This is a genomic window from Microbacterium sp. (genome assembly GCF_046295495.1).
Classification (GTDB): domain Bacteria; phylum Actinomycetota; class Actinomycetes; order Actinomycetales; family Microbacteriaceae; genus Microbacterium.
Window position 1 is genome coordinate 1 of record NZ_JBKBNC010000040.1, and the last position, 22,026, is coordinate 22,026.

General features: G+C 71.5%; 20 protein-coding genes and 1 tRNA gene. 14 read left to right on the forward strand and 7 right to left on the reverse strand.

Going from position 1 to position 22,026, the window contains the following annotated elements:
- Nucleotides 1–389: 389 nt before the first annotated feature.
- Entirely contained in the window at nt 390–1,433 is a 1,044-nt protein-coding gene (locus ACK4LS_RS12275) for an isopenicillin N synthase family dioxygenase (protein WP_409717520.1), read from the reverse strand.
- A 177-nt stretch (nt 1,434–1,610) separates the two neighbouring features.
- Nucleotides 1,611–1,696: transfer RNA gene (locus tag ACK4LS_RS12280), tRNA-Leu, on the reverse strand.
- Between the two features lie 205 nt (nt 1,697–1,901).
- Here ACK4LS_RS12280 and ACK4LS_RS12285 point away from each other — a divergent pair.
- Both ACK4LS_RS12285 and ACK4LS_RS12290 read left to right on the forward strand, forming a co-directional pair.
- Nucleotides 1,902–3,203 (forward strand): M20/M25/M40 family metallo-hydrolase, encoded by a 1,302-nt coding sequence (locus tag ACK4LS_RS12285; protein ID WP_409717522.1) that lies wholly within the window; start codon nt 1,902–1,904, stop codon nt 3,201–3,203.
- 8 nt (nt 3,204–3,211) lie between these two features.
- Nucleotides 3,212–4,060, forward strand: a complete 849-nt coding sequence (locus ACK4LS_RS12290; RefSeq protein WP_409717524.1) for an undecaprenyl-diphosphate phosphatase — start codon at nt 3,212–3,214, stop codon at nt 4,058–4,060.
- 61 nt (nt 4,061–4,121) lie between these two features.
- Here the strand turns inward: ACK4LS_RS12290 and ACK4LS_RS12295 are convergent, their stop codons facing one another.
- Nucleotides 4,122–4,991 carry a PAC2 family protein gene (locus tag ACK4LS_RS12295; RefSeq protein WP_409717526.1) on the reverse strand — a complete coding sequence of 290 codons (870 nt, stop codon included), beginning with the start codon at nt 4,989–4,991 and terminating at the stop codon, nt 4,122–4,124.
- Between the two features lie 99 nt (nt 4,992–5,090).
- Between ACK4LS_RS12295 and ACK4LS_RS12300 the strand changes: the two genes are divergently transcribed.
- The 9 genes from ACK4LS_RS12300 (at nt 5,091) to lnt (ending at nt 15,207) form a co-directional block, all read left to right on the forward strand.
- The gene (locus ACK4LS_RS12300; protein WP_409717528.1) at nt 5,091–5,789 is read left to right on the forward strand and encodes an HAD family hydrolase; all 699 of its coding nucleotides are present in this window, start codon (nt 5,091–5,093) and stop codon (nt 5,787–5,789) included.
- Nucleotides 5,786–6,805 (forward strand): tRNA (adenine-N1)-methyltransferase, encoded by a 1,020-nt coding sequence (locus ACK4LS_RS12305; protein ID WP_409717530.1) that lies wholly within the window; start codon nt 5,786–5,788, stop codon nt 6,803–6,805. The genes ACK4LS_RS12300 and ACK4LS_RS12305 overlap by 4 nt, the downstream gene beginning before the upstream one ends.
- 9 nt (nt 6,806–6,814) lie before the next feature.
- Nucleotides 6,815–7,762, forward strand: coding sequence for an FKBP-type peptidyl-prolyl cis-trans isomerase (locus tag ACK4LS_RS12310; RefSeq protein ID WP_409717531.1), 948 nt, complete (start codon nt 6,815–6,817; stop codon nt 7,760–7,762).
- 101 nt (nt 7,763–7,863) lie between these two features.
- Nucleotides 7,864–8,856, forward strand: a complete 993-nt coding sequence (locus ACK4LS_RS12315; protein ID WP_409717533.1) for a helix-turn-helix transcriptional regulator — start codon at nt 7,864–7,866, stop codon at nt 8,854–8,856.
- A 104-nt stretch (nt 8,857–8,960) separates the two neighbouring features.
- Nucleotides 8,961–9,917, forward strand: coding sequence for a helix-turn-helix transcriptional regulator (locus ACK4LS_RS12320; RefSeq protein WP_409717564.1), 957 nt, complete (start codon nt 8,961–8,963; stop codon nt 9,915–9,917).
- A gap of 135 nt (nt 9,918–10,052) precedes the next feature.
- Nucleotides 10,053–10,307: a Sec-independent protein translocase subunit TatA gene (tatA, locus tag ACK4LS_RS12325; protein ID WP_409717535.1), complete on the forward strand. Its 255-nt coding sequence runs from the start codon at nt 10,053–10,055 to the stop codon at nt 10,305–10,307.
- A gap of 63 nt (nt 10,308–10,370) precedes the next feature.
- The gene (tatC, locus tag ACK4LS_RS12330; protein ID WP_409717567.1) at nt 10,371–11,132 is read left to right on the forward strand and encodes a twin-arginine translocase subunit TatC; all 762 of its coding nucleotides are present in this window, start codon (nt 10,371–10,373) and stop codon (nt 11,130–11,132) included.
- Entirely contained in the window at nt 11,129–13,612 is a 2,484-nt protein-coding gene (locus ACK4LS_RS12335; RefSeq protein ID WP_409717537.1) for a DEAD/DEAH box helicase, read from the forward strand. The genes tatC and ACK4LS_RS12335 overlap by 4 nt, the downstream gene beginning before the upstream one ends.
- Nucleotides 13,609–15,207 carry an apolipoprotein N-acyltransferase gene (lnt, locus tag ACK4LS_RS12340; RefSeq protein WP_409717540.1) on the forward strand — a complete coding sequence of 533 codons (1,599 nt, stop codon included), beginning with the start codon at nt 13,609–13,611 and terminating at the stop codon, nt 15,205–15,207. Before ACK4LS_RS12335 ends, lnt begins: the two co-directional genes overlap by 4 nt.
- Before the next feature lie 15 nt (nt 15,208–15,222).
- Here lnt and ACK4LS_RS12345 read toward each other — a convergent pair whose 3' ends face one another.
- Nucleotides 15,223–15,594: an RNA polymerase-binding protein RbpA gene (locus ACK4LS_RS12345; protein WP_409717543.1), complete on the reverse strand. Its 372-nt coding sequence runs from the start codon at nt 15,592–15,594 to the stop codon at nt 15,223–15,225.
- A gap of 93 nt (nt 15,595–15,687) precedes the next feature.
- Nucleotides 15,688–16,500, reverse strand: coding sequence for a glycerophosphodiester phosphodiesterase family protein (locus ACK4LS_RS12350; protein ID WP_409717546.1), 813 nt, complete (start codon nt 16,498–16,500; stop codon nt 15,688–15,690).
- A 166-nt stretch (nt 16,501–16,666) separates the two neighbouring features.
- Here ACK4LS_RS12350 and ACK4LS_RS12355 point away from each other — a divergent pair, with 166 nt between their 5' ends.
- Both ACK4LS_RS12355 and ACK4LS_RS12360 read left to right on the forward strand, forming a co-directional pair.
- The gene (locus ACK4LS_RS12355) at nt 16,667–17,431 is read left to right on the forward strand and encodes an SDR family oxidoreductase (protein WP_409717549.1); all 765 of its coding nucleotides are present in this window, start codon (nt 16,667–16,669) and stop codon (nt 17,429–17,431) included.
- A 2-nt stretch (nt 17,432–17,433) separates the two neighbouring features.
- Nucleotides 17,434–19,401, forward strand: a complete 1,968-nt coding sequence (locus tag ACK4LS_RS12360; protein ID WP_409717552.1) for a S9 family peptidase — start codon at nt 17,434–17,436, stop codon at nt 19,399–19,401.
- Between the two features lie 102 nt (nt 19,402–19,503).
- Here the strand turns inward: ACK4LS_RS12360 and ACK4LS_RS12365 are convergent, their stop codons facing one another.
- Together ACK4LS_RS12365 and ACK4LS_RS12370 are read right to left on the reverse strand one after the other, a co-directional pair.
- Nucleotides 19,504–20,055 (reverse strand): HdeD family acid-resistance protein, encoded by a 552-nt coding sequence (locus ACK4LS_RS12365; protein WP_409717555.1) that lies wholly within the window; start codon nt 20,053–20,055, stop codon nt 19,504–19,506.
- Nucleotides 20,056–20,141: 86 nt separating this feature from the next.
- A complete protein-coding gene (locus tag ACK4LS_RS12370; RefSeq protein ID WP_409717558.1) occupies nt 20,142–21,071 on the reverse strand; it encodes an AEC family transporter in 930 nt (309 codons plus the stop codon).
- A gap of 129 nt (nt 21,072–21,200) precedes the next feature.
- Between ACK4LS_RS12370 and ACK4LS_RS12375 the strand changes: the two genes are divergently transcribed.
- On the forward strand, nt 21,201–21,902 hold the full coding sequence (locus ACK4LS_RS12375; protein WP_409717561.1) for a class I SAM-dependent DNA methyltransferase: 702 nt from the start codon (nt 21,201–21,203) through the stop codon (nt 21,900–21,902).
- Nucleotides 21,903–22,026: the final 124 nt, after the last annotated feature.

Consider the following 22,026-nt stretch of genomic DNA (forward strand, 5'->3'; position numbering starts at 1 on the left):
TCGCGCGCGCCCGGGCTAGGAGCCGTCGTCGGGTGCGTGGCCGGTCCGTGACGCCCGTGCTGCGGCTCGCCCACCCACGCATAAACGCGATTCGCGCGGATAAACGCGCTGCCACCGCGTTTATCGGCGTGGATCGCGTTTACGCGCGATTTTCGCGCGCCCGGGCGTGAAGCCGTCGCCGGAAGCGTTGCGGGCCCGGCGCGCTCGTGCTGCGGCTCGCCCACCCACGCATAAACACGATTCGCGCCGATAAACGCGTTGTCCCCGCGTTTATCGGCGTGGATCGCGTTTATGCGCACTTCGGCCCGCGCCCGACACGCCCCGCCCGCCGCGCCACCCCGCCCCCCGCCCGGGGCCGCGCCCGGCGAACCCCGCCCGCCCCGCCCGGCTCAGCCGAGGCTCGCGGTCACCCGCGCGGCCTCGCGCACCGCGGACACGTTCTTCCGCCCCGCGCGGGAGCCGGCGAGTTTGGCGGTGATGTGCTCGCGCACGGTCACCGGGTCGTAGAGCGCCGGTGACCCGGGCGAGACGAAGTGCGGCAGGGGAGCGATGACCGCGTCGGCGTTGCCGTCGTGGAAGAACGCGGCCGAACGGCGCCGCTCGATGGTGCCGTCGATCACCGGCGGCTTCACGCGGTGCAGGGTCGACATCCACTTGTCGTTCGTCAGCCGCGCCGCCACGTCGCCGAGGTTGACCAGCAGGGCGCCCTGGGCGGGCGAGACGTCGTTCCACGAGCCGTCCTGGCCCAGCACCTGCAGTCCCGCCACGCGGTCGGCCCACAGCACCGTCACGAGGCCGAAGTCGGTGTGCTCGCCCATTCCCGTCAGTTCCGCGCCCAGCTCGATCGCCCCCGGCGGCAGGGCGTAGTTGTTCATGCGCAGCACGTCGATCGAGTGATCGGTCAGTGCGTCGAAGAAGTCCCCGGGCACCCGCAGCGCATCGGCGAACACCCGCGTGAGCGCGTGGGCCACGCGGCGCGCCTCGGCGTAGTACGCGCTGACGGCGGGCTCGAACGTCGTCGACTCCGCGGGCCACGTGTTCGCGGCGTAATCGTGCGCGGTGGCCGTCGTGCCCGGATACTCGGCCCACGACGTGCCCACGTTGAACGCCTCGAAGAAGTCGTTCATCCGCGTCACGGGATCGACGCCGAGGCTGTAGCTCAGCGATTCGCTCTTGGGCGGGCTGTACCCGCGGTTCTCGCCGGCGGGCCGCACGTAACGCTTCTTGGTCTCGAGCGGCAGGGCGAAGAACTCGTCGAGTCCCGCCTTGAGGTCCTCGATCACGGCATCCGGGATGCCATGACCCACGATCTGCATGAAGCCGACGGTGCGACACGCGTGGTCGACGGCGGCCACGACGGCTGCGCGGGCCTCGGGGGAGCCGGGGCCGACCCACGCCGAGATGTCGATCGTGGGGACGTGGAAGCGAGCCATGCGGAATCCGTTCTGCCGGGGACGCTTCGACGCTAAGCGCGCCATGTCACGCCGGTGTTTCTGTGGCGTCACGGTTGCGCGGAACGGCGGAACTCCCACCCGCGCACCCGCGGGGCTCGCCCGTTCGAGAGCGCGAAAAGACCCCCGGGGATGAACCCCGGGGGTCTTTCTCATCTGTGCGCGAGGGGGGACTTGAACCCCCACGCCCGTTAAAGGGCACTAGCACCTCAAGCTAGCGCGTCTACCTATTCCGCCACCCGCGCATTGGGTGTTTGTCGCTTTCGCAACGAGGAACGACATTACCATGCCCGAGACCCCGCCTCGAACCGGCGCGGCAGCCCGGGCGCGTCCCGCCCCGCCGCGAGCCTCTCCGCACGCCCCGCCGCGAGCCGCGCGGGGGAGCGCGACCGGGCGCCTCGCGGCGGTGCCCGGCGGGGGAGGGTCCTCGCCCCCGGTACCGTAGTGCGCATGCCCGAGCTCGAATCCGACGTCCCCGAGGTCGCTCGCATCGCGTCCGACCTCATCCGGTTCGACACCTCGAACTACGGCGGCGGTCGGTCGAAGGGCGAGCGCGAGGCCGCCGAATACGTGGGCGCCTACCTCGAGGGCCTCGGCCTCGACACCGACTACTACGAGCCGGTCGAGCGCCGCACGAACGTCTGCGCGCGCGTCCCCGGACGAAACGGCGACAAGCCCGCGCTGATCCTGCACGGGCACCTGGACGTGGTCCCCGCCGTCGCCGAGGACTGGAGCGTCGACCCCTTCGCGGGCGAGATCCGCGACGGCATCCTGTGGGGGCGCGGAGCCGTCGACATGAAGGACATGGATGCCATGATCCTCACCTCCGTCGCCTCCCTGCTGCGCGCGGGTGAGCAGCCGGAGCGCGACGTGATCGTGACCTTCTTCGCCGACGAGGAGAACGGCGGCGTCGAGGGCTCGGCGCGCGTGGTGAAGGACCGGCCCGAGTGGTTCGCCGGCGCCACCGAGGCGATCAGCGAGGTCGGCGGCTACTCGATCGCGGTGGACGACCGCCGCGCGTACCTCCTGCAGGTGGGCGAGAAGGCCCTGGTGTGGATCAAGCTCGTCGCCCGCGGCCGCGCCGGACACGGCAGCGGCCTGCACCCCGACAACGCCGTGACGCGGCTCGCCGAGGCCGTCGCCGCCCTCGGTCGCACCGAGTGGCCGGTGCGACTCACCGACACGACGACGGAACTGCTGGCGGGACTGGCGCGCATCACGGGTGACGACGCGGGCGACCCCGACGCCCTCGCCCTGCGCACGGGCGCGGCATCCAGCTTCATCCGCTCGACGCTGCGCACCACGACCAACCCGACCGGGCTCACCGCGGGCTACAAGCACAACGTCATCCCCGACCGGGCCGAGGCGCTCATCGACGTGCGGGTGCTGCCCGGCACCGAGGAGGCCGCGCTCGCCGACATCCGTCGCATCGTCGGCGACGACGTCGAGATCGAGGTCGTGCACCAGGACATCGGCCTCGAGGTCCCCTTCTCTGGCGACCTGGTCGACGCGATGGTCGCGCAACTCGGTCGTCACGACCCGGGCGTGCCCGTCGTGCCCTACCTCATGGGCGGAGGGACCGACAACAAGGCGCTCTCCACCCTCGGCATCTCCGGCTACGGATTCGCGCCGCTGCGACTTCCCGCCGACCTCGACTTCACCGGGATGTTCCACGGTGTCGACGAGCGCGTCCCCGTCGACGCGCTCGAGTTCGGTCGACGAGTTCTCGTCGACCTCCTCCGGACGTACTGAAGGACCGCATGCATATCTTCGAGGTCATCATCCTCGGGCTCGTCCAGGGCCTGACCGAGTTCCTCCCCATCTCCTCCAGCGCGCACCTGCGCATCGTGGGCGAGTTCCTGCCGTCGCAGACCGACCCGGGGGCGACGTTCACCGCGATCACGCAGATCGGCACCGAGCTGGCCGTGCTGATCTACTTCCGCAAGAAGATCGGACGCGTCATCTCGCGCTGGTTCCTCTCGCTCAGCGGAAAGGTGCCGCGCAACGACCCCGACGCTCGCATGGGGTGGCTCGTCATCCTCGGCACGATCCCCATCGCGCTTCTCGGCGTGCTGCTGCAGAGCCTGATCCGCGACAACTTCCGGAGCCTGTGGATCACCGCGGTCGTGCTCATCGTCTTCGGCATCCTGCTCGGTCTGGCCGACCACTACGGTCGCCGTCGCCGCGAGCTCGACGACCTCACCTACCCGCACGGCATCGCCTTCGGTTTCGCGCAGGCGCTGGCCCTCGTCCCCGGCGTGTCGCGCTCGGGGGCAACTACGACGTTGGGCCGCGCGCTCGGCTACAAGCGCACCGCGGCCGCGGAGTACTCGTTCCTCCTCGCGGTGCCGGCGGTCTTCGCCAGCGGCCTGTTCGAGCTGTACAAGAGCTTCGACGAGGGCACCGGGCCCTACAACCTCGGCGAGACGGCCATCGCGACCGTGATCGCGTTCGTCGTGGGCTACCTCGTCATCGCCTTCCTCATGCAGTACCTCAAGCGCGGCAGCTTCCTGCCGTTCGTGATCTACCGGGTGGCGTTGGGCGCGCTGATCATCGTGCTGCTCGTGCTGGGCGTCATCCCCGCGGAGTCCACGATCATCTCGAGCTGACCTCGCGCACCACGCGAAACGGCGCCGTCCCCTGCCGGGGGCGGCGCCGTTTCGCGTGCCGTCAGCGGCGGGGTGGATCGTCTCGGCCGGGCTTGGTGGGGCCTTCGCCGCCCCCACGGCGCAGGTAGCGCTCGAACTCCTGGGCGATGGCATCCCCCGACGCCTCGGGCGAGTCCCAGGTGTCGCGGGTCTGCTCGAGCTGCCGGATGTAGTCGCTCATCTCCTCGTCGTCGGCCGCCGCCGCGTCGATCGAGGCCTCCCACGCGCGCGACTCGGTCTCGAGCTCGCCGCGCGGCACGGTGATGCCGGTGATGGATTCCAGCCGTTCGAGCAGCGCCAGGGTCGCCTTGGGCGAGGGGGTGTGCCCGGCGACGTAGTGCGGAACGCTCGCCCACAGGCTCGCGGTGGGGATGCCGACCTGCTCCGACGCGTGACCGATCGCGCTCAGGATGCCGACCGGCCCCTCGTACAGGCTGCGCTCGAGCCCCAGCTCCTGGCGCACCACCTCGTTGTCGCTGCCGGCGAAGACAGAGATGGGGCGGGTGTGGGGGACGTCGGACATCATCGAGCCCAGCGCGACGAAGCCGGTGACGTCTTCGCGCAGCGCCACGTCGATGAACTCCGCCGCGAACGCCTGCCAGGCGCGCGCCGGCTCCACTCCCACAAGAAGCCAGATCTCGGCGTCGTCGGAGCGCTGCGTGGGCCGCAGGAGCGTGGCCTCGGGCCAGGTGAGCGTGCGTCGGCCCTCGGCATCCAGTCCGATCTGGGGGCGCGTGTACTGATAGTCGAAGTACAGCTCGGGGTCCACCGCGTGCACGACCTCGTACTCCGCGTCGGCGCGCAAGAGCGCCGCCGCCGCGGAAGCCGCTTCCCCGGCGTCGTTCCACCCGTCGAAAGCGGCGACGATGATCCGGCGACCCAGTGCGTCCACGCAACCTCCTCTGCCCCGTCGGGGCTGGATTCCAGGATAGGCGCACGCGCGCGGAGGCGGCCGGACGGGCCGGGGGCGCGCCCTCGATACGATGGAACGATGACTTCTCCCGCTCCCGCTGCGGTCCTCTGGGACATGGACGGCACTCTGGTCGACACCGAGCCGTACTGGATGGCCGCCGAGGTGCCGCTCGTCGAGCGGTTCGGCGGCACCTGGTCGCACGAGCAGGCGCTCGGCATGGTCGGGCTCGCCCTCGAGGACTCCGCGCGGCTCCTGCAGAACGCCGGAGTGCCGTGGGGGGTCGACGAGATCATCGCGCACCTCACCGACGAGGTGCTGCGGCAGCTGGCGAGCACGGGCGTGCCGTTCCGCCCCGGGGCGCGCGAGCTGCTCGCCGACCTCAAGGCTGCCGGGGTGCAGACGGGCCTGGTCACGATGTCGATGCGCCGCATGGCCCTCTCGGTCGCCGACCTCATCGACTTCCCGGCCTTCGACGTCGTCGTCGCCGGAGACGACGTCGACAAGCCGAAGCCCCACCCCGACCCCTATCTCCAGGCGGCCGCGGCCCTCGGCGTCGACATCCGCGACACCGTCGCGATCGAAGACAGCCCCAACGGCCTGCGCTCGGCGATCGCCAGCGGCGCTGTCGCGCTCGGCATCCCGCTCATGGTCCCGCTCGAGGGCGTGGGCGCGCACGCGCTCTGGCCGACGCTCGAGGGGCGCACCACCACCGACCTGCGCGTGCTGCACGCCGCGCACACCCCCGCCCGACCCGAGCAGACGCGAGTGATCCGATGAGCGAGACCCCCCACCTGAGCGGCCCCTTCCGGGTCGGCGACCGGGTGCAGCTGACCGGCCCCAAGGGTCGCATGCACACGATCACCCTGCGCGAGGCCGGCGAGCTGCACACCCACAACGGCGTGCTCAAGCACGAGCTGCTCGTGGGCCAGCCCGACGGCAGCGTCGTCACCAACAGCTCCGGCCACGACTATCTGGCCGTGCGTCCGCTGCTGCGCGACTTCGTGATGTCGATGCCGCGCGGCGCGGCCATCGTCTACCCCAAGGACGCGGCGCAGATCCTCGCCCAGGCTGACGTCTTCCCCGGCGCGACCGTGGTCGAAGCCGGCGTCGGCTCCGGCGCGCTGTCGCTGTGGCTGCTGCGCGCGATCGGCCCGAGCGGGCGCCTGCTGTCGTTCGAGCGTCGCGAGGAGTTCGCCGACGTCGCCCGTGCCAACGTCGAGACGTTCCACGGGGAGCTGCCCGCGACCTGGGAGGTGGTGGTCGGCGACATGGTCGAGAGCCTCCCGGATGCCGTGGCCCCGGCGTCCGTCGACCGCATCGTGCTCGACATGCTCGCCCCGTGGGAGTGCATCGACGCCGCGGCCGACGCGCTCACCCCCGGCGGCGTGGTGCTCTGCTACATCGCCACCGCCACGCAGTTGAGCCGGGTGGCGGAGTACATCCGCGCGACCGGTCTGTTCACCGAACCGGATGCCAGCGAGACCATGGTGCGCGGATGGCACGTCGAAGGTCTCGCCGTGCGCCCCGACCACCGCATGGTCGCGCACACCGGCTTCCTCATCACCGCCCGTCGCCTGGCGCCCGGGGCGATCCCGCCCGAGGTCAAGCGCCGGGCCTCGAAGTCGAGCTACGGCGACGACGACGTGGAGCTGTGGACACCCGGCGCGGTCGGCGATCGCCAGATCACCGACAAGAACCTGCGCAAGCGCGTGCGCGAGGCGCAGAAGTCGGCCGAGGGCGTGCGGCAGTCCGTCGCGGGGGCCTCGTCGGAGGAGCCCGGTTCGAGCGCCTAAACTGATCCGGTGCGCAGACTCCCCGCTCTCGTGGCCGTGACCGCCCTGGCCGGATTCGGCCTCGTCGGGTGCTCGGCATCCGCCGCCTCGTCGTGCCCGACCCCCACCGACAGCGCGATCGCCGCGGTCGTCGAGGCGACCGGCGATCTGGGCTCCGCGCCCACCGTCACGGTGCGTTCGCCGTTCGTGCCCTCGCAGGCGGGGACGCAGACCCTCATCGAGGGCGACGGCCAGCGCATCACCACCGACACGCAGCTCGCGCTCGTCGACGTGACGGTGCTCGACGCCGCCACCGGGGAGCAGCTCGTCGCCACGCAGTACAACGCCGATGTCGCGGGTGCGACCCCGCTCCCGCGCCTCACGCAGGCCATCCCCTCGCTCGCCCCGCTGCTGCAGTGCGTCTCCGAGGGCTCGCGCGTGGCGGTGGCGGTCCCCGGCTCCGACCTCGGGACGCAGGGCGCGCAGTCGCTCGGCGTCGAGGAGGGCGACGGCGCGGTGTTCGTCTTCGACGTGCGCAAGGTCTTCCTCCCCGCCGCGAACGGCGCCGACCAGTACAACGCCGACTCGGGCATGCCCTCCGTGGTGCGCGCGCCCGACGGGCAGCCCGGTGTCGTGATCCCCGCGGGCGACGCGCCCACCGAGGTGCGCTCGCAGACGATCAAGAGGGGCGACGGTGAGATCGTGGCCGCCGACTCCGCGGTCGTCATCCACGTGCAGGGTCTCGCGTGGGGTGCCACGACGACGTTCGCCTCGACGTGGAAGAACGGCGCCCCCGGGCAGGCCACGGTCTCGGCCCTGCCGCCGGCCCTCGCCTCGGCCCTCGAGGGCGAGCCCGTCGGCTCCCAGGTGCTCGTCGTCGTGCCCGCCGACCAGACGCAGCAGGACCAGCAGGCTCTGCAGGCACCGGCGAACACCGCCCTCGTCTACGTGGTCGACATCCTCGGCGTCGTCGGCTGATCGTCCCTGTCGGGTCCTCACCGCGCAGCGGACCGCGTCGCGTGCGCCGCCCCGGCGCGCTCGGCGGCTGTGCGACCGGCGCCCCGGCCTAGGATGGGCGGGTGCCCGCCACCGCTTCCCGAAACGCTCCCGAGGAGCGTCTGGTGAACCTCGTCGTCGCCCTCATGGCGACCGAGCAGGGGCTGACGAAGGACACCATCCTCTCGTCTGTCGCGGGCTACCGCGAACAGCTCGAGGCCGGTGCGTCGAAGGACGCGCTCGAGAAGATGTTCGAGCGCGACAAGGAGAGCCTCCGCGGCCTCGGCGTGCCGATCGAGACCATCGGTAATCGCAGCGACCCCGACGATCTGCGCGAGGCCCGCTACCGCGTCCCGACCGCCGAGTACTCCCTCCCCGACGACATCTCCTTCGATCCCGCCGAGATCGCCCTGCTGAACATCGCGGGCGGGGTGTGGGGGAGCGAATCGCTCTCGGTCGACGCGCGCAGCGGGCTCCGCAAGATCCGGGCGCTCGGCATCCCGGTCGACGAGCCGATCATCGGCTACGCACCCCGCATCCGGGTGCGCGACGCCTCGTTCCCCGCCCTGCAGCGCGCGATGGAGCTGTCGCGCGTCGTCACCTTCGCCTACCTGCGGCCGGGCGAGGCCCGGCCGCGCGAGCGTCGGGTGCGCCCCTTCGCCCTCGTCGAGTACGAGGCGCGCTGGCACGTCTACGGCTACGACGTGAACGTCGGGGCCGACCGCACGTTCCTGCTGTCGAGGATCGTGGGCGACGTCGCCCTCGCGCGCGAGAAGTTCGACCCCGCGTTGCGCGAGGGGGCGGGGGAGCGGGCCCTCGAGGGCCTGCGCGCGGTCGCCGCCCGCCAGCGCGCACTGCTGGAGGTGCACCCCGGTACCGAGGCCGCCCTCCGCCTGGCCCGGCGCGCGCACGAGGCCCCGCAGGGGATCCTCGTGCCCTACGTCGACCTGCACGTGTTCGCCGACGAGCTCGCCTCCTACGGCCCCGAGGTGCGAGTGGTGGCCCCCGACGACCTGCGCGACGAGGTCATCCGCCGCCTGCGGGCCACGCTGCACGTGCACGGGGATGCCGCGTGAGCGTCGACCGCCCCGACTCCGACCGCCGCGGCCCCGAACGGGCCGGCGCCGAGCGGCGCGGCCCCGGGCGACGCGGCGCCGATCGACCGAGCGCGGATCGACCGATCGCCGCCCTCGATCGCGCGGCGCTGCTGCTGCAGCTCGTGCCCTACCTGCTCGGCAAGGGCGAGGTGCCGGTCGCCGAGGCGGCCGCCGACTTCGACGTCGCGCCCGAGCAGATGCGCGCGATGGTGGAGCGGCTCACCGTCATCGGCCTCCCGGGCGAGCAGGGGTACTGGCAGCTTCCGCACGACCTGTTCGACATCGACTGGGATCTCCTCGATCGCGACGACGTGATCGCGATCACCAACACCGTGGGGCTGGAACGCTCCCCGCGCCTGACCGCCCGAGAGGCCGCGGCCCTGCTCGCGGGCCTGCAGCTGGCCCGCACGCTGCCGGGGTTCGGCGACAGCGAGCTGGTGTCCGGACTGCTCGAGAAGCTCGCGCGGGGTGCGGCCGCGGCCCCGCCCGCCGTGATCGTCGCCCCCGGGCCGGTCGACGGCGTGCGCGACGTGGTCGACCGCGCGCTGCGCGAGCGCGTCGCCGTGACCTTCACCTACCGCGCTCCCGGGGCTGCACCCACGACCCGCACCGTCGACCCGATCAAGGTGCACATCGCCGACGACCAGTGGTACCTGCAGGGCTGGTGCCACACGCGTCAGGCCGTGCGCACCTTCCACCTCGACCGGGTGAGCGATCCGGCACTGACCGACATCCCGGCGGTGCACGGCGCCGATCCGGTCCCCGAGCTGTTCGCCCCCACCGACGACGAGGTCGTCGCGCGCTTCCGCTACCCCCTCGCCGTGGCCCCGCTGCTGACCGATTACCTCGAACGCGCAGAGATCGAGGATGCCGACGACGACACCGCCGTGGCATCCCTCCGGCTGGCCGACGAGCAGAGCCTCAAGCGCCTCGCCGCCCGCCGCGGGGGAGAGGTCGAGCTGCTCGAGCCCCTCGGCGCGCGCCGCGCCGCCGCCGCGTGGGCGGCCGCTGGACTGGCCCAGTACACCGACGCCGACTGACGGCGCGAACGGGCGCCTCCGCGTGCGGGGACGAGCGCGGCACGACCGGGAATCCGTGCGTTCCCCGCGCGCCGGGCCGCTGTCGGGGTACGCGGGTTAGACTGATGGCTCGCCCGACAACGACGAGGAGTCATCATGCTCGGCAACCTCACCGGATGGCATCTGCTGGTCGTCCTCGCGGTCATCCTCCTTCTCTTCGGCGCCGCCAAGCTCCCCGCGCTCGCGAAGAGCATGGGTCAGTCCGCCCGCGTCTTCAAGAGCGAGATGAAGGAGATGAAGCGCGACGACGAGGTCGCCGCTACGTCCTCCGACACCCCGCGCCCCGCCGACACCGGCACCGCATCGGCCGTCGCACCCGAGCCGCGCAGGTCCACCGACCCCACCCTCTAACCGGTGGCGACGGCAGGGGCGCCGCGGATCGACCTCCCCGAGGGGCCGCGGCGCGACAAGCGCATGTCCATCGGGGCGCACCTGGTCGAGCTCCGCAAGCGCCTGATGATCGCGGCGGCCGCCCTCGTGGTCGGCATGGTGATCGCCTTCCTCATCACCGACCCGATTATCCACCTGATCACCGGGCCCATCCGCGAGATCGCCGCTCGACGCGGCGACGACTTCTCGGCTCTCAACTTCACCTCGGTCACGTCGGCGTTCGACCTGCGCATGCGCATCGCCTTCTCGATCGGCATCTTCCTGTCGGCGCCGATCTGGCTGTGGCAGATCTGGGCGTTCATCATGCCCGGTCTCACGCGCAAAGAGATCCGCTACACCGTGGGGTTCGTGGCATCCGCGGTCCCGTTGTTCTTCGTGGGCTGCTGGGTGGGTCTGCTGATCGTCCCGCACGTGATCGAGCTGATGTGGGGCTTCACCCCCGACGGCGGCGTCAACTTCTACAACGCCGTCGACTATTACGACTTCGTCTTCAAGCTGCTCATCGTCGTGGGCGTCTCGTTCGTGCTGCCGGTGTTCCTGGTCGCCCTCAACGTCGCCGGCGTCATGAGCGGCATGGCGATCCTCAAGGGCTGGCGCGTCGCCGTGCTCATCGCGACCGTGTTCTCGGCGCTGGCCACCCCCGCGGCCGACATCGTGAGCATGCTCATGCTCGCCGGCATCCTCGTCGTGCTGTTCTTCGCGGCGGCCGGGGTGTCGATGCTGTTCGACCGGCGCCGCGCCCGCCGGGTCGCGGCCACGGAGATGCCCTCGGGACCCATCGCGTGAGCACCCCAAGCCCCGCCGAGCGGTTCGCCCGCGCCCGCGCCCGTTCCTCGCACCCGCACACGGCCGACTTCGCCGAGATGCAGCGGTTCGAACTCGACGACTTCCAGATCGCCGGATGCCACGCCCTCGAGGACGGGCGGAGCGTTCTCGTGGCCGCCCCCACCGGTGCGGGCAAGACGATCGTCGGCGAGTTCGCGATCCACCTCGCGATGCTCGAGCCCGGTGACAAGGCGTTCTACACCACGCCCATCAAGGCGTTGTCGAACCAGAAGTTCCACGAGCTGCAGGAGATCTACGGCGACGACGAGGTGGGTCTGCTCACCGGCGACACGAACATCAACGCCTCCGCCCGCATCGTGGTGATGACCACCGAGGTGCTGCGCAACATGCTCTACGCCGACTCGCCGGCCCTCCGGGGCCTGCGGTTCGTCGTGATGGACGAGGTGCACTACCTCGCCGACCGTTTCCGCGGTGCCGTCTGGGAAGAGGTCATTATCCACCTCCCGCCGTCGGTGAAGCTCGTGTCGTTGTCGGCGACGGTGTCGAACGCCGAGGAGTTCGGCGATTGGCTCGACACCGTGCGCGGCGACACCGAGGTGATCGTGTCGGAGACGCGGCCCGTTCCCCTCGAGCAGCACGTGCTCGTGCGGGGCGACCTGCTGCCGCTCTTCGACGACCGCGCCGGGGTCGCGACCGCGCAGGTGAACCAGGAGCTGCTGCGCATCCGCGGCGGCAACGCCGGGGGCTACGAGAACAACCGGCGCGCGCAGGAGTACCGCTCGAGTCGTCATGCGGGCGGTCCGCGTCACGCCCATCAGCGGCGCGGCGGGCACAAGCCGGTGCGGGCCGCCCAGGGGCCGCGCATCGAGCGGATCGATCGTCCCGAGGTCGTCGAGCTGCTGCAGCGGAACCACCTGCTGCCGGCCATCTTCTTCATCTTCAGCCGCGCCGGGTGCGACGCCGCCGTGCAGCAGCTGCGCCGCGCGAACGTGCGCTTGACCTCCGCCGAGGAACGCGTCGAGATCCGTCAGATCGTCGACGAACTCACCTTCACCCTGAAGGACGAAGACCTCGCCGTCCTGCACTTCTGGGAGTGGCGCGACAACCTCGAGCGGGGCGTCGCCGCCCATCACGCGGGACTGCTGCCGGCGTTCAAAGAGGTGGTGGAGGAGCTGTTCCGCCGCAAGCTCGTCAAGGTCGTCTTCGCGACCGAGACGCTCGCGCTCGGTATCAACATGCCGGCGCGTACCGTCGTGCTCGAGAAGCTCGAGAAGTTCAACGGCGAGGCCCGTGTCGCCATCACCTCGGGCGAATACACCCAGCTGACCGGTCGGGCCGGGCGTCGCGGCATCGACGTCGAGGGTCACGCGGTCGTGCAGTTCACCGAGGGGCTCGATCCGCAGTCGGTCGCGGCCCTGGCATCGCGGCGCACCTACCCGCTGAACTCGAGCTTCCGGCCCACGTACAACATGGCCGTGAACCTGATCGACCAGTTCGGCCGCGCCCGCGCGCGCGAGATCCTCGAGTCCTCGTTCGCGCAGTTCCAGGCCGACCGTTCGGTGGTGGGTCTCGCGCGTCAGGTCAAGGAGGCCGAGGAGTCGCTCGCCGGCTACGAGCAGGCGATGACGTGCGACCGCGGCGACTTCCGCGAGTACTCCACGATCCGCCGCGAGCTGAGCGACCTCGAGAAGATCAACCGGCGCGATGCCACTGCGCCCCGGCGCCTGCGCGACGAGCGGCAGCAGCAGATCCAGTCGCTCCGGCGCCGCATGCAGCGGCATCCGTGTCAGTCGTGCCCCGACCGCGAGGCGCACGCGCGCTGGGCGGAACGCTACTGGAAGCTGAAACGCACCACCGACAAGACGCGTCAGCAGATCGACCAGCGCACCGGGACCGTCGCCCGCGTGTTCGACCGCGTCGTCGAGGTGCTCGCGGCGCTGGAGTACGTCTCGATCGAGGACGACGGCGAGACCGCGCTCACCCGCGCCGGGCGCACCATGCGCCGGATCTACGGCGAGCGCGATCTCCTCGTCGCCGAGTCGCTGCGGCAGAAGCTGTGGGAGGGCCTCGACGCGCCCTCGCTGGCCGCCCTCGCCTGCTGCCTGGTGTATGAACCCCGGCGCGACGAAGCCGGCCCGGGGGAGCGCGGCCTTCCGCGCGGTGCCTTCCGGGGAGCACTGGATGCCACCCAGACGCTGTGGCAGGAGCTCGACGACCTCGAGCGCGACCACCGCCTCCCGGGGTCGGAGTCGCCGGCGTCGGGGCTCGCCCCGGCGATGCACGCCTGGGCGCGCGGCCTCCCGCTGGACAGCGTGCTGACGCTCGCCGACATGGCCGCGGGCGATTTCGTGCGCTGGGCCAAGCAGACGATCGACCTCCTCGACCAGATCTCGCTCGTGGCGGAGCCGAAGCTCGCCTCGACGGCACGCTCGGCGCTGGACTCCGTGCGGCGCGGCATCGTCGCCTACACCTCGGCATGAGCGCCCCCGCACCCACGGCCCGGGGTCGCGCTGTCCTCGGCGCGGCGCCGCGCCCGTTGCTGCGAATGGCGTTCGCTGCACCGCTCTCGGTCGTGGCGGGGCTGCTGCTCGTCACCGCCTACCCGGCCCTGTCGTGGTGGCCGATGGCCTTCCCCGCCGTGGCGCTCGCGCTCGTCGTGCTGGTGGGTCGCCGGTTCTGGTCGGCGGTGCTGATCGGCTTCCTGTTCGGCGCCGCGTTCTTCTCGGTGAACCTGCTGTTCACGGCCCGCTACCTCGGGCCCATCCCGTGGATGGCGCTATCGGTCCTCGAGGCCCTGCTGACGGCCGTGTTCGCGGCGCCGATCGCCCTCGCCTACCGGTGGATGCCGCGCATCGCCCCCGGCCGCATCGGCCGCCTGCTGCTGCTTCCGGCCCTCGTCGCCGGACTGTGGACGCTGCGCGAGCAGATCGTGGGGTCGTGGCCGTACGGCGGCTTCCCCTGGGGACGCATCGGCGTCTCGCAGGTCAACGGCCCCTTCGCCGAGGTCGCCTCCTGGGTCGGCATGTCGGGTCTGTCGTTCCTCGCGGTGCTCCTGTGCGCGATGGTGATCGAGATCGTGCGTCGCCCCCGCGTGCGCCGGGGCATCGCGGCCGTGCCCGCGGCGGTCGTGCTGATCGTGCTGCTCGTGGTGCCGCAGTTCCCCACATCCGAGGCGGGGTCCCTGCGGGTCGGGGCGGTCCAGGGCAACGGTCCGGCCGGGTACTTCGACCAGCGGGAGCGCAACGCGGTGTTGAACGCGCAGTTGGCGGCATCCGCCCCGCTCCTCGGGCAGTCGATGGACGTGCTGCTGTGGCCGGAGGGCGGCGTCGACTCCGACCCCACCGCCAACGCGTCGACCTCGGCTGTGCTCGAGGAGCTGTCGCGCCGGGTCGAGGCGCCCCTGCTCGTCTCGGCGGTGACCGAGCGCGGGTCGGAGCTGTTCAACTCGTCGCTGCTGTGGACCGCCGAGGGGCAGGCGGGTCCCACCTACGACAAGCGGCACCCGGTCCCGTTCGGCGAGTACGTCCCCGACCGTTCGTTCTGGGAGCCGTTCGCCCCCGACCTCATCGGCCTCATCGGGCGCGACTACACCCCGGGGACCGCCCGCCCGCTGATCGATGTGAACGGCGTGGGCGTGGGGCTGGCGATCTGCTTCGACGTGATCTACGACGACGTCGTCTGGGACGGCGCGGCGGAGGGCGCCGAGGTGTACATGTTCCAGACGAACAACGCCGATTTCCGCGGCACTGACGAGAACCTGCAGCAGCTCGCCTTCGCGCGCATGCGCGCGATCGAGACCGGCCGCTCGGTGGTGAACCTCTCCACCGTGGGCACGAGCCAGGTCATCGCCCCCGACGGCTCCACGCTCGACGAACTCCCGATCGACATCGCGGGCCACATGCTCACCGACGTTCCGCTGCGTACCGGTACGACCGCCGCGGTCGTGATCGGGCCCGCCGTCAAGATCGTGCTGGGGTGGGGGAGCCTCGCGGGGCTTCTCGTCGCCGGGGCCATCGTGCTCGGGCGCTCCCGGCGCACGAAGAAGACGCCGGCCCCCGTAGGGACCGGCGTCTGAACCTTCGGCTCGACGTCAGGCGCTGAGCTTCTCGTTGCCCGCGCCGCGACGAGCGCGGATGAACGCGAGGCGCTCCTCGAGCAGTTCTTCCAGCTCGGGGATGGTGCGACGCTCGAGCAGCATGTCCCAGTGGGTGCGCGGAGCCTTGTCGTCGCTGTGGTCGACGGTCGCCGTGCCGTCACCGATGCGCAGGAGCGCCTCGGCGCCGCACGTGCGGCATTCCCACGCCTGGGGAACCTCGGCGTCGGCCGCGAAAGTCAGGACGGTGTCGCGTCCGCAGGTGCTGCAGTTGTAGGTGTGTTGTGCACGGTCGTGGAACACGACGCCGTCTTCGCTCTGGAGGCTCTGGGCGCCGAGTCGGATGCCGCGGAGACTGCGGTCTGCCATTTTGTGGTCCTCTCGTCGGTCCCCATGTATAACGCTCGCACCTGTGCGCTTTATTCGAACGGCGGGCGTCACGACAGCTTTCACAGACGATGCTCAGACAGTTCCCGTTCCCCGGTCGTTCACCAGCGAGAGGGCGACCTCGGCGCGGTCGGTGACCAGTCCGTCGACGCCCATATCGAGCAGTCGGGCCATGTCGTCTTCGGCGTTGACGGTCCACACGTGCACCTCGACCCCGGCCGCGTGCGCGTCGTGCACCAGGCCGCGCGTGACCACGCGGAGGGGACCCTGCCGCTCCGGAACCTGCAGCGCGTCGAGGCCCTCGAACAGCGCTCGCACGCGGCGGCTCTGCCGGAGCGCGCGGGCCGCCACCAGGCGCGCGACGGTGGCCGAACCGGGGGAGGTGGCCGGCCGCCGCGCAGCGCCCGCGGCGGCCGCAGCGGCGAGGGCGGCGAGACGGCGCTCGTCCGAGAAGCTCGTGACGAGCACGCGGTCGGCGTGCGGCGCCACGAGACGGCCCACCCCGTCCGCGGCCGCAGCCGCTTTGACGTCGAGGTTGAAGCGCACGTCGGGGAAGGCGTCGAGGGCCTGCGCGAGAGTGATGAGCCCGCCGCGCTCCGACATCAGATCCTCCAGCTCGTGCAGGCGCACGTCGGCGATGGCGCGGGGGTCGCCCGCGACGCGCCGCAGGTCGTCGTCGTGGAACAGCACCACCTCGCCATCGGCGGTGACATGGCAGTCCGACTCGACGTAGGCGGCACCCGCGGCATGCGCGGCGGCCACGGCGGCGAAGGAGTTCTCGGCGACGCCCTGCTCGGCGGCATCCGGGGTCACGAGTCCCCGATGGGCGAGCACGCGCGGGGCGTCGGGGGAGAGGTAGGGATGCCGCGCGGCCGGCGTTTCGTTCATGATCGGGGCCTCCGCGGCGAACGTAGCACGGCGGTGTCGACGCGCCCGCGCCCCTGGACACGGAGCGAGCGGCGGGGGTGCGACAGGGCGGGTCGGTAGGCTGGACCCTTGTCGTGCGCCCGCGTCGGCCGGCGGCATCCGCTTTTCGAATCGTCAGGAGAATCCCGTGTCCCAGACCCTCCCGTCCGGCTCCCTGAGCGGCAAGACCGCCCTCGTCACCGGCTCGTCTCGCGGTATCGGCGCCGACACCGTGCGGTATCTCGCCGAGGCCGGCGCGAACGTCGTCATCAACTTCCGCAACAAGGCGCCGCGCGCCGAGAAGCTCGCGACGCAGTTGCGCGAGCTGGGCGTGGAGGCACTCGTCGTGGGCGCCGATCTCACCGATCCTTCGTCGGTGCAGGCGATGTTCGACGAGGTGAAGCGCACCTTCGGCGGTCTCGACATCCTCGTGCTCAACGCCTCGGGCGGCATGGAGTCGGGCATGGCCGAGGACTACGCGCTGCTGCTCAATCGCGACGCGCAGGTCAATGTGCTCGAGACGGCGCTGCCGCTGCTGAACGACGACGCGCGCGTGGTGTTCGTCACGAGCCACCAGGCGCACTTCATCCGCACGACCCCCACCATGCCCGAGTACGAGCCGGTGGCGCTGTCCAAGCGCGCCGGCGAAGACGCTCTGCGCGAGAAGATCCCCGCGCTCGAGGAGCGCGGTGTCGGCTTCACCGTCGTCTCGGGCGACATGATCGAGGGCACCATCACGGCGACCCTGCTCGAGCGCGCCAACCCCGGTGCCATCGCCGCCCGTCGCGACGACGCCGGCAAGCTCTACAACGTCGCGGAGTTCGCCGCCGAGGTCGCCCGCGCGGCCGTCGACCCGGTGCCCGCCGACAACACCCGCCTCGTCGGAGACACGGGTTCGTTCGGGGGCGAGTGATCATGCGGCCGACCGACATCGAGACGCTCGTCGGGGTCGGTCGGCCCGCGATCGCCGCCGACGGCGCGTTCGCGGTGTTCGCGACCTCGCGCCCCGACCTCGCCGCCGACCGTGCCGTCGGTCAGCTCTGGAGGGTCGATCTGCCCGCGGGTACGCCGCGACGCCTCACCCGTGGCCAGGCGGACCGCACGCCGCGACTGTCGCCCGACGCCTCGACCCTCGCCTTCCTGCGCGGCGACGCGAAGGGGCGCGCGCAGGTCTTCGTCGTGGCCGCCTCCGGCGGTGAACCCGTGCAGGTCACCGACCAGCCCGGGGGAGTGACCGACCTCTCCTGGTCACCCGACGGCACGCGCCTCGCGTTCGCCGCCCGTGTGCCCGAGCCCGGCCGCTACGGCACGGTGGAGGGACGGGATGCCGCGGCCGAGCCGCCGCGCCGCATCACCGGCATCCGGTGGCACGCCAACGGGCTCGGCTACCTCGACCGCCCGGCGCAGCTGTTCGTCGTGACGGCGCCGTCGGTCGACGCCGAGCCGTTCTACGATCCGGCTCCGGCCCTCGATGCGCCGGAGAGGCGCGTGGTCGCGGAGGAGCCGACGCGCCTCACGCACGGCGACGCGAGCTGGAACGGCGTGGTCTGGAACGCCGACGGCACCGAGCTGCTCAGCGTCCCCGACGTCATCGAGACCGACCGCCGCGACCTGCGCGATCGCGTCGTGGCGGTCGCCGTCGACGGGGGAGCGCAGCGCGAGGTGCTCGCGGCCACGGCGAACCTGTCGGTGAGCGAGGTGACGGTCGCTCCCGACGGCGCCGTGTTCCTCCTCGCGCACGACGTAGGCCCCTCGGGGACCGACTTCATCGCCCCCGGGGTCGCGCTCTTCGTCCTCGACGCGGGGCCGCGCCGGCTCACCGACCCCGAGACGGTCGACCTGGGCGAGGTCGGCAGCCACTCCTCGTTCGACGGCGACGACGTTCTCGTGCAGGACCGCACGCGTGGTCGGCTGCGCCTGCTGCGCGTGACGCGCGCGGGCGAGGCGACCGAGGTCCTCGGCGGCGACCTCGAGGTGAACGGCCATGCCGTCGCGCGGGGCCGGGTCGTGGCATCCGTCGCTGCTCCCGAGTCGTTCGGCGAGCTCGTCATCGTCGAGGGGCGCGAGGTACGCGCGCTGACGGCGTTCGGCGCCGCCGCCCGCGAGCGCGGGATCGTCGTTCCGGTCGAGCACGAGATCGTCGGCCGCGACGGGTACCCCGTGCACGGGTGGGTGGCCGTTCCCGAGGGGGAGGGGCCGTTCCCCGTCATCCTGCAGATCCACGGCGGGCCCTACGCCTCGTACGGCGTGCACTTGTTCGACGAGACGCAGGTGCTCGTGGACGCCGGCTACGCGGTGGTCTACAGCAACCCGCGCGGGAGTGCCGGGTACGGTCGCGCCCACGGCCGGTCGATCCGTCGACGCCTGGGCACCCTCGACTTCTTCGACGTCATCGACTTCTTCGACGGTGTCGTGACGGCCGATCCCCGTCTCGACGGCGCGCGGGTGGGGGTCATGGGCGGCTCGTACGGCGGCTACATGACCGCGTGGGTCATCGCGCACGACCACCGGTTCGCGGGGGCCATCGTGGAGCGGGGCTTCCTCGACCCCTCGGCGTTCCCGGGCTCGAGCGACATCGGATCGTTCTTCGGCGACGAATACGTGGGCACCGATCCCGCGCTGGTCGCCGCGCAGAGCCCGATGTCGGTGGCGGACCGGGTGCGCACGCCGACTCTCGTGATGCACTCCGAGCTCGACTTCCGCTGCCCCCTCGAGCAGGCCACGCGCTACTACGCCGCGCTGAAGCGCACCGGCGTCGAGGCGGAGATGCTCGTCTTCCCGGGCGAAGACCACGAGCTCACGCGCGCGGGCCGACCGCAGCATCGCGTGCAGCGGTTCGATGCCGTGCTCGAATGGTGGGCGAGGTTCCTGCCGGTGCGGTGAGCCGGGGCGCCCCGGGAGGGCGCGCCTACCGCCGCCGTGCGGTGCGGTGACGTGACGAAGGGCCCGGAGGCCGTGGCATCCGGGCCCTTCCGGTCGGCGGGGTCAGACGGACTTGCCGAACTGGATCGCACGCACGATCTGGAAGACGCCGAGGACGACCAGCGAGATGCCGATCAGCAGGAACAGCGTGACGGCGCCGAGAAGCGGCGAGAACAGCAGCACGACACCCGCGAGGATGCTGACGATCGCGAAGAAGATCGTCCACGCGCGCGCCTTGGACTCGTGTCCCACCGTCGTGAGCGAGACGACGCCCTCGACGATCCACAGGATGCCGACGAGCGTGCCGATGAAGACGCCGAACCACGCGGTCGTGGCCGAGAGGTTGGCGAACGAGAAGATGCCCGCGACGATGAACAGCACGCCGAGCGCGAGGTAGCCGATGCGCGTCCACCCGGAGCGCCAGAACAGACCGATCCCGATGTTCACCAGGCCCGCGATGATCACGTACACCGAGATGATGCCGACGGCGATCTCGGCGGTGCGCCCCGGCCAGATCAGGATGAGCAGACCGATGACGAGGGAGAGGGCCCCGCTGACGCCGAGCGCGGTGCGGACGGCGCCGATGGCGGGACTTGTCGTGGACGAGGGCGACATGGCGAGCCTTTCTGAGTGAACGCTGGGAACACCGCTCACGATAGCCCCGGGGACGGGCGCTGCGCGACCCGGCCTGTCGTTGCGTGTCACGTGGGGGTGTGCTCGAGAAGGAGGGCGACCGCGAACAGGATGGGGAGGCAGCCGACGGTCGAGATGAAGACGACGTCGCGCGAGAGGATCTCCCCGACCCCGTAACGCTGGGCGAAGTTGAACACGTTCTGCGCGGTGGGGAGAGCCGCGAGCACGACCACCACGAACACCTGGTCGGACGGCAGGGCGAACAGCGTCGCGACGAGCAGGGCCAGTGCGGGCATCGCGACGAGCTTGAGCGCCGAGGCGATGATCACGTCGACGCGGCGGCCCGGCTCGGTGAGCACGCGCTGGCCGTAGAGCGACATGCCGTACGACATCAGCAGCACCGGGACGCAGGCGCCCGCGATCAGCTGCAGCGGGTCGAGCACGATGGGCGGCAGGTCGACGTCGAGCACCGCCACGAGCACGCCGAGGGCGGAGCCGATGAGCATCGGGTTCTTCGCCGTCTGCGCGAGGATCCGTCGGAAGTTGCGCGATCCGGACGTGGAGGCGTCCAGGATCGCCAGCGCGATCGGCATGAGCACGAGCAACTGGAAGAGGATGACGGGCGCGGAGTACGCCGCGTTCCCCAGCATGTAGAGCGAGATCGGGATGCCGATGTTGTTGCTGTTCACCTGGCCCGCCGATAACGCGCCGATCACCGTCTCGCCCACGCGACGGCGCAGGATGAGCGCCGATACGAGCGCGTAGACCCCGATGATCACCGCCGCGGTGATCATCGACACCGGAAGAAGCGCGGAGAACAGCGTGGCCACGTCGGCCTGTGCCAACACCGTGAACAGCAGGAACGGCGACAGCACGAAGAACGTCAGGCGGCTCAGCACCGGGCGCGCGTGGGGGCCCAGCAGATCGATTCGGGCGATGATGTAGCCCACGATCACCGCGAGACCGACGACGGCGAAACCGGTCAGGATGCCGCTCACGCGGGGGACCGCCGGTCGGCGGGGGCGAGGGAGCGAGGCATCGCTTCGAGCGTAGCGGGGGAGTCGCAGCCTCTCGGACGGCGGCCCGCGCGCCCATCGGCGGTGCACGGCGCGGGCTCGCGTGATGGGATGACGGGTATGTACACCGACTTCGCGCGCTTCTACGACGTCGTCCAGGGCGGCACCCCGGAAATGTTCGCGGGGTGGATTCAGCGCCGCGTCGCCGACCTCGACCACCCGGTCGGCGCGGTGCTCGAGCTCGGGTGCGGAACGGGGTCGGTGCTCGAGCTCCTCCCCGCCGCGTGGCGCAAGGTGGGGGTCGACGTGTCACCGGAGATGCTCGGCATCGCCCGCATCAAGGGCGTGGATGCCGAGCTGGTCGAGGCCGACATCCGCTCGGCATCCCTCGACCGCACGTTCGACCTGGTGGTCTGCGTGTACGACACCATCAACCACGTGCCCGGCGATGACTGGATCCGCGTGTTCGCGGTCGCCGCCCAGCACCTGGCCGCCGACGGTGTGTTCCTCTTCGACATGAACTCGCTCGGTCGCCTTCGCGCCGACGCCGGCGTGGTTCATACCGAGACCTCCGATGACGCCACGGTCACGATTCGCATCGACGACGTCGGTGACGACCGCTTCGACTGGCACGTGCGCATCGAGGGCGACCACGACGTCGTCGACGAGACGATCGTCGAGTACGGCGTCGCGTTGATCGAGGTGCGGCGGATGCTGGCGGATGCCGGGTTTACCCGCGTCGACGTGAGCGGCGGGCGCGGACACCCGGTCGACGACAGCACGCCCCGGTTGTTCTTCACCTGCCGGCGGTGATGAGGCGGCGCCGCGCCGCTGCGGGCGGCGGCTGAGAGACCCGGCTCGCGCGCGCAGACGCGGAGGCGGAGACGGCGCGGGGGAGAGGCTCGGGGTGGGACGATCCGGGCCCCGTCCGTCGCGG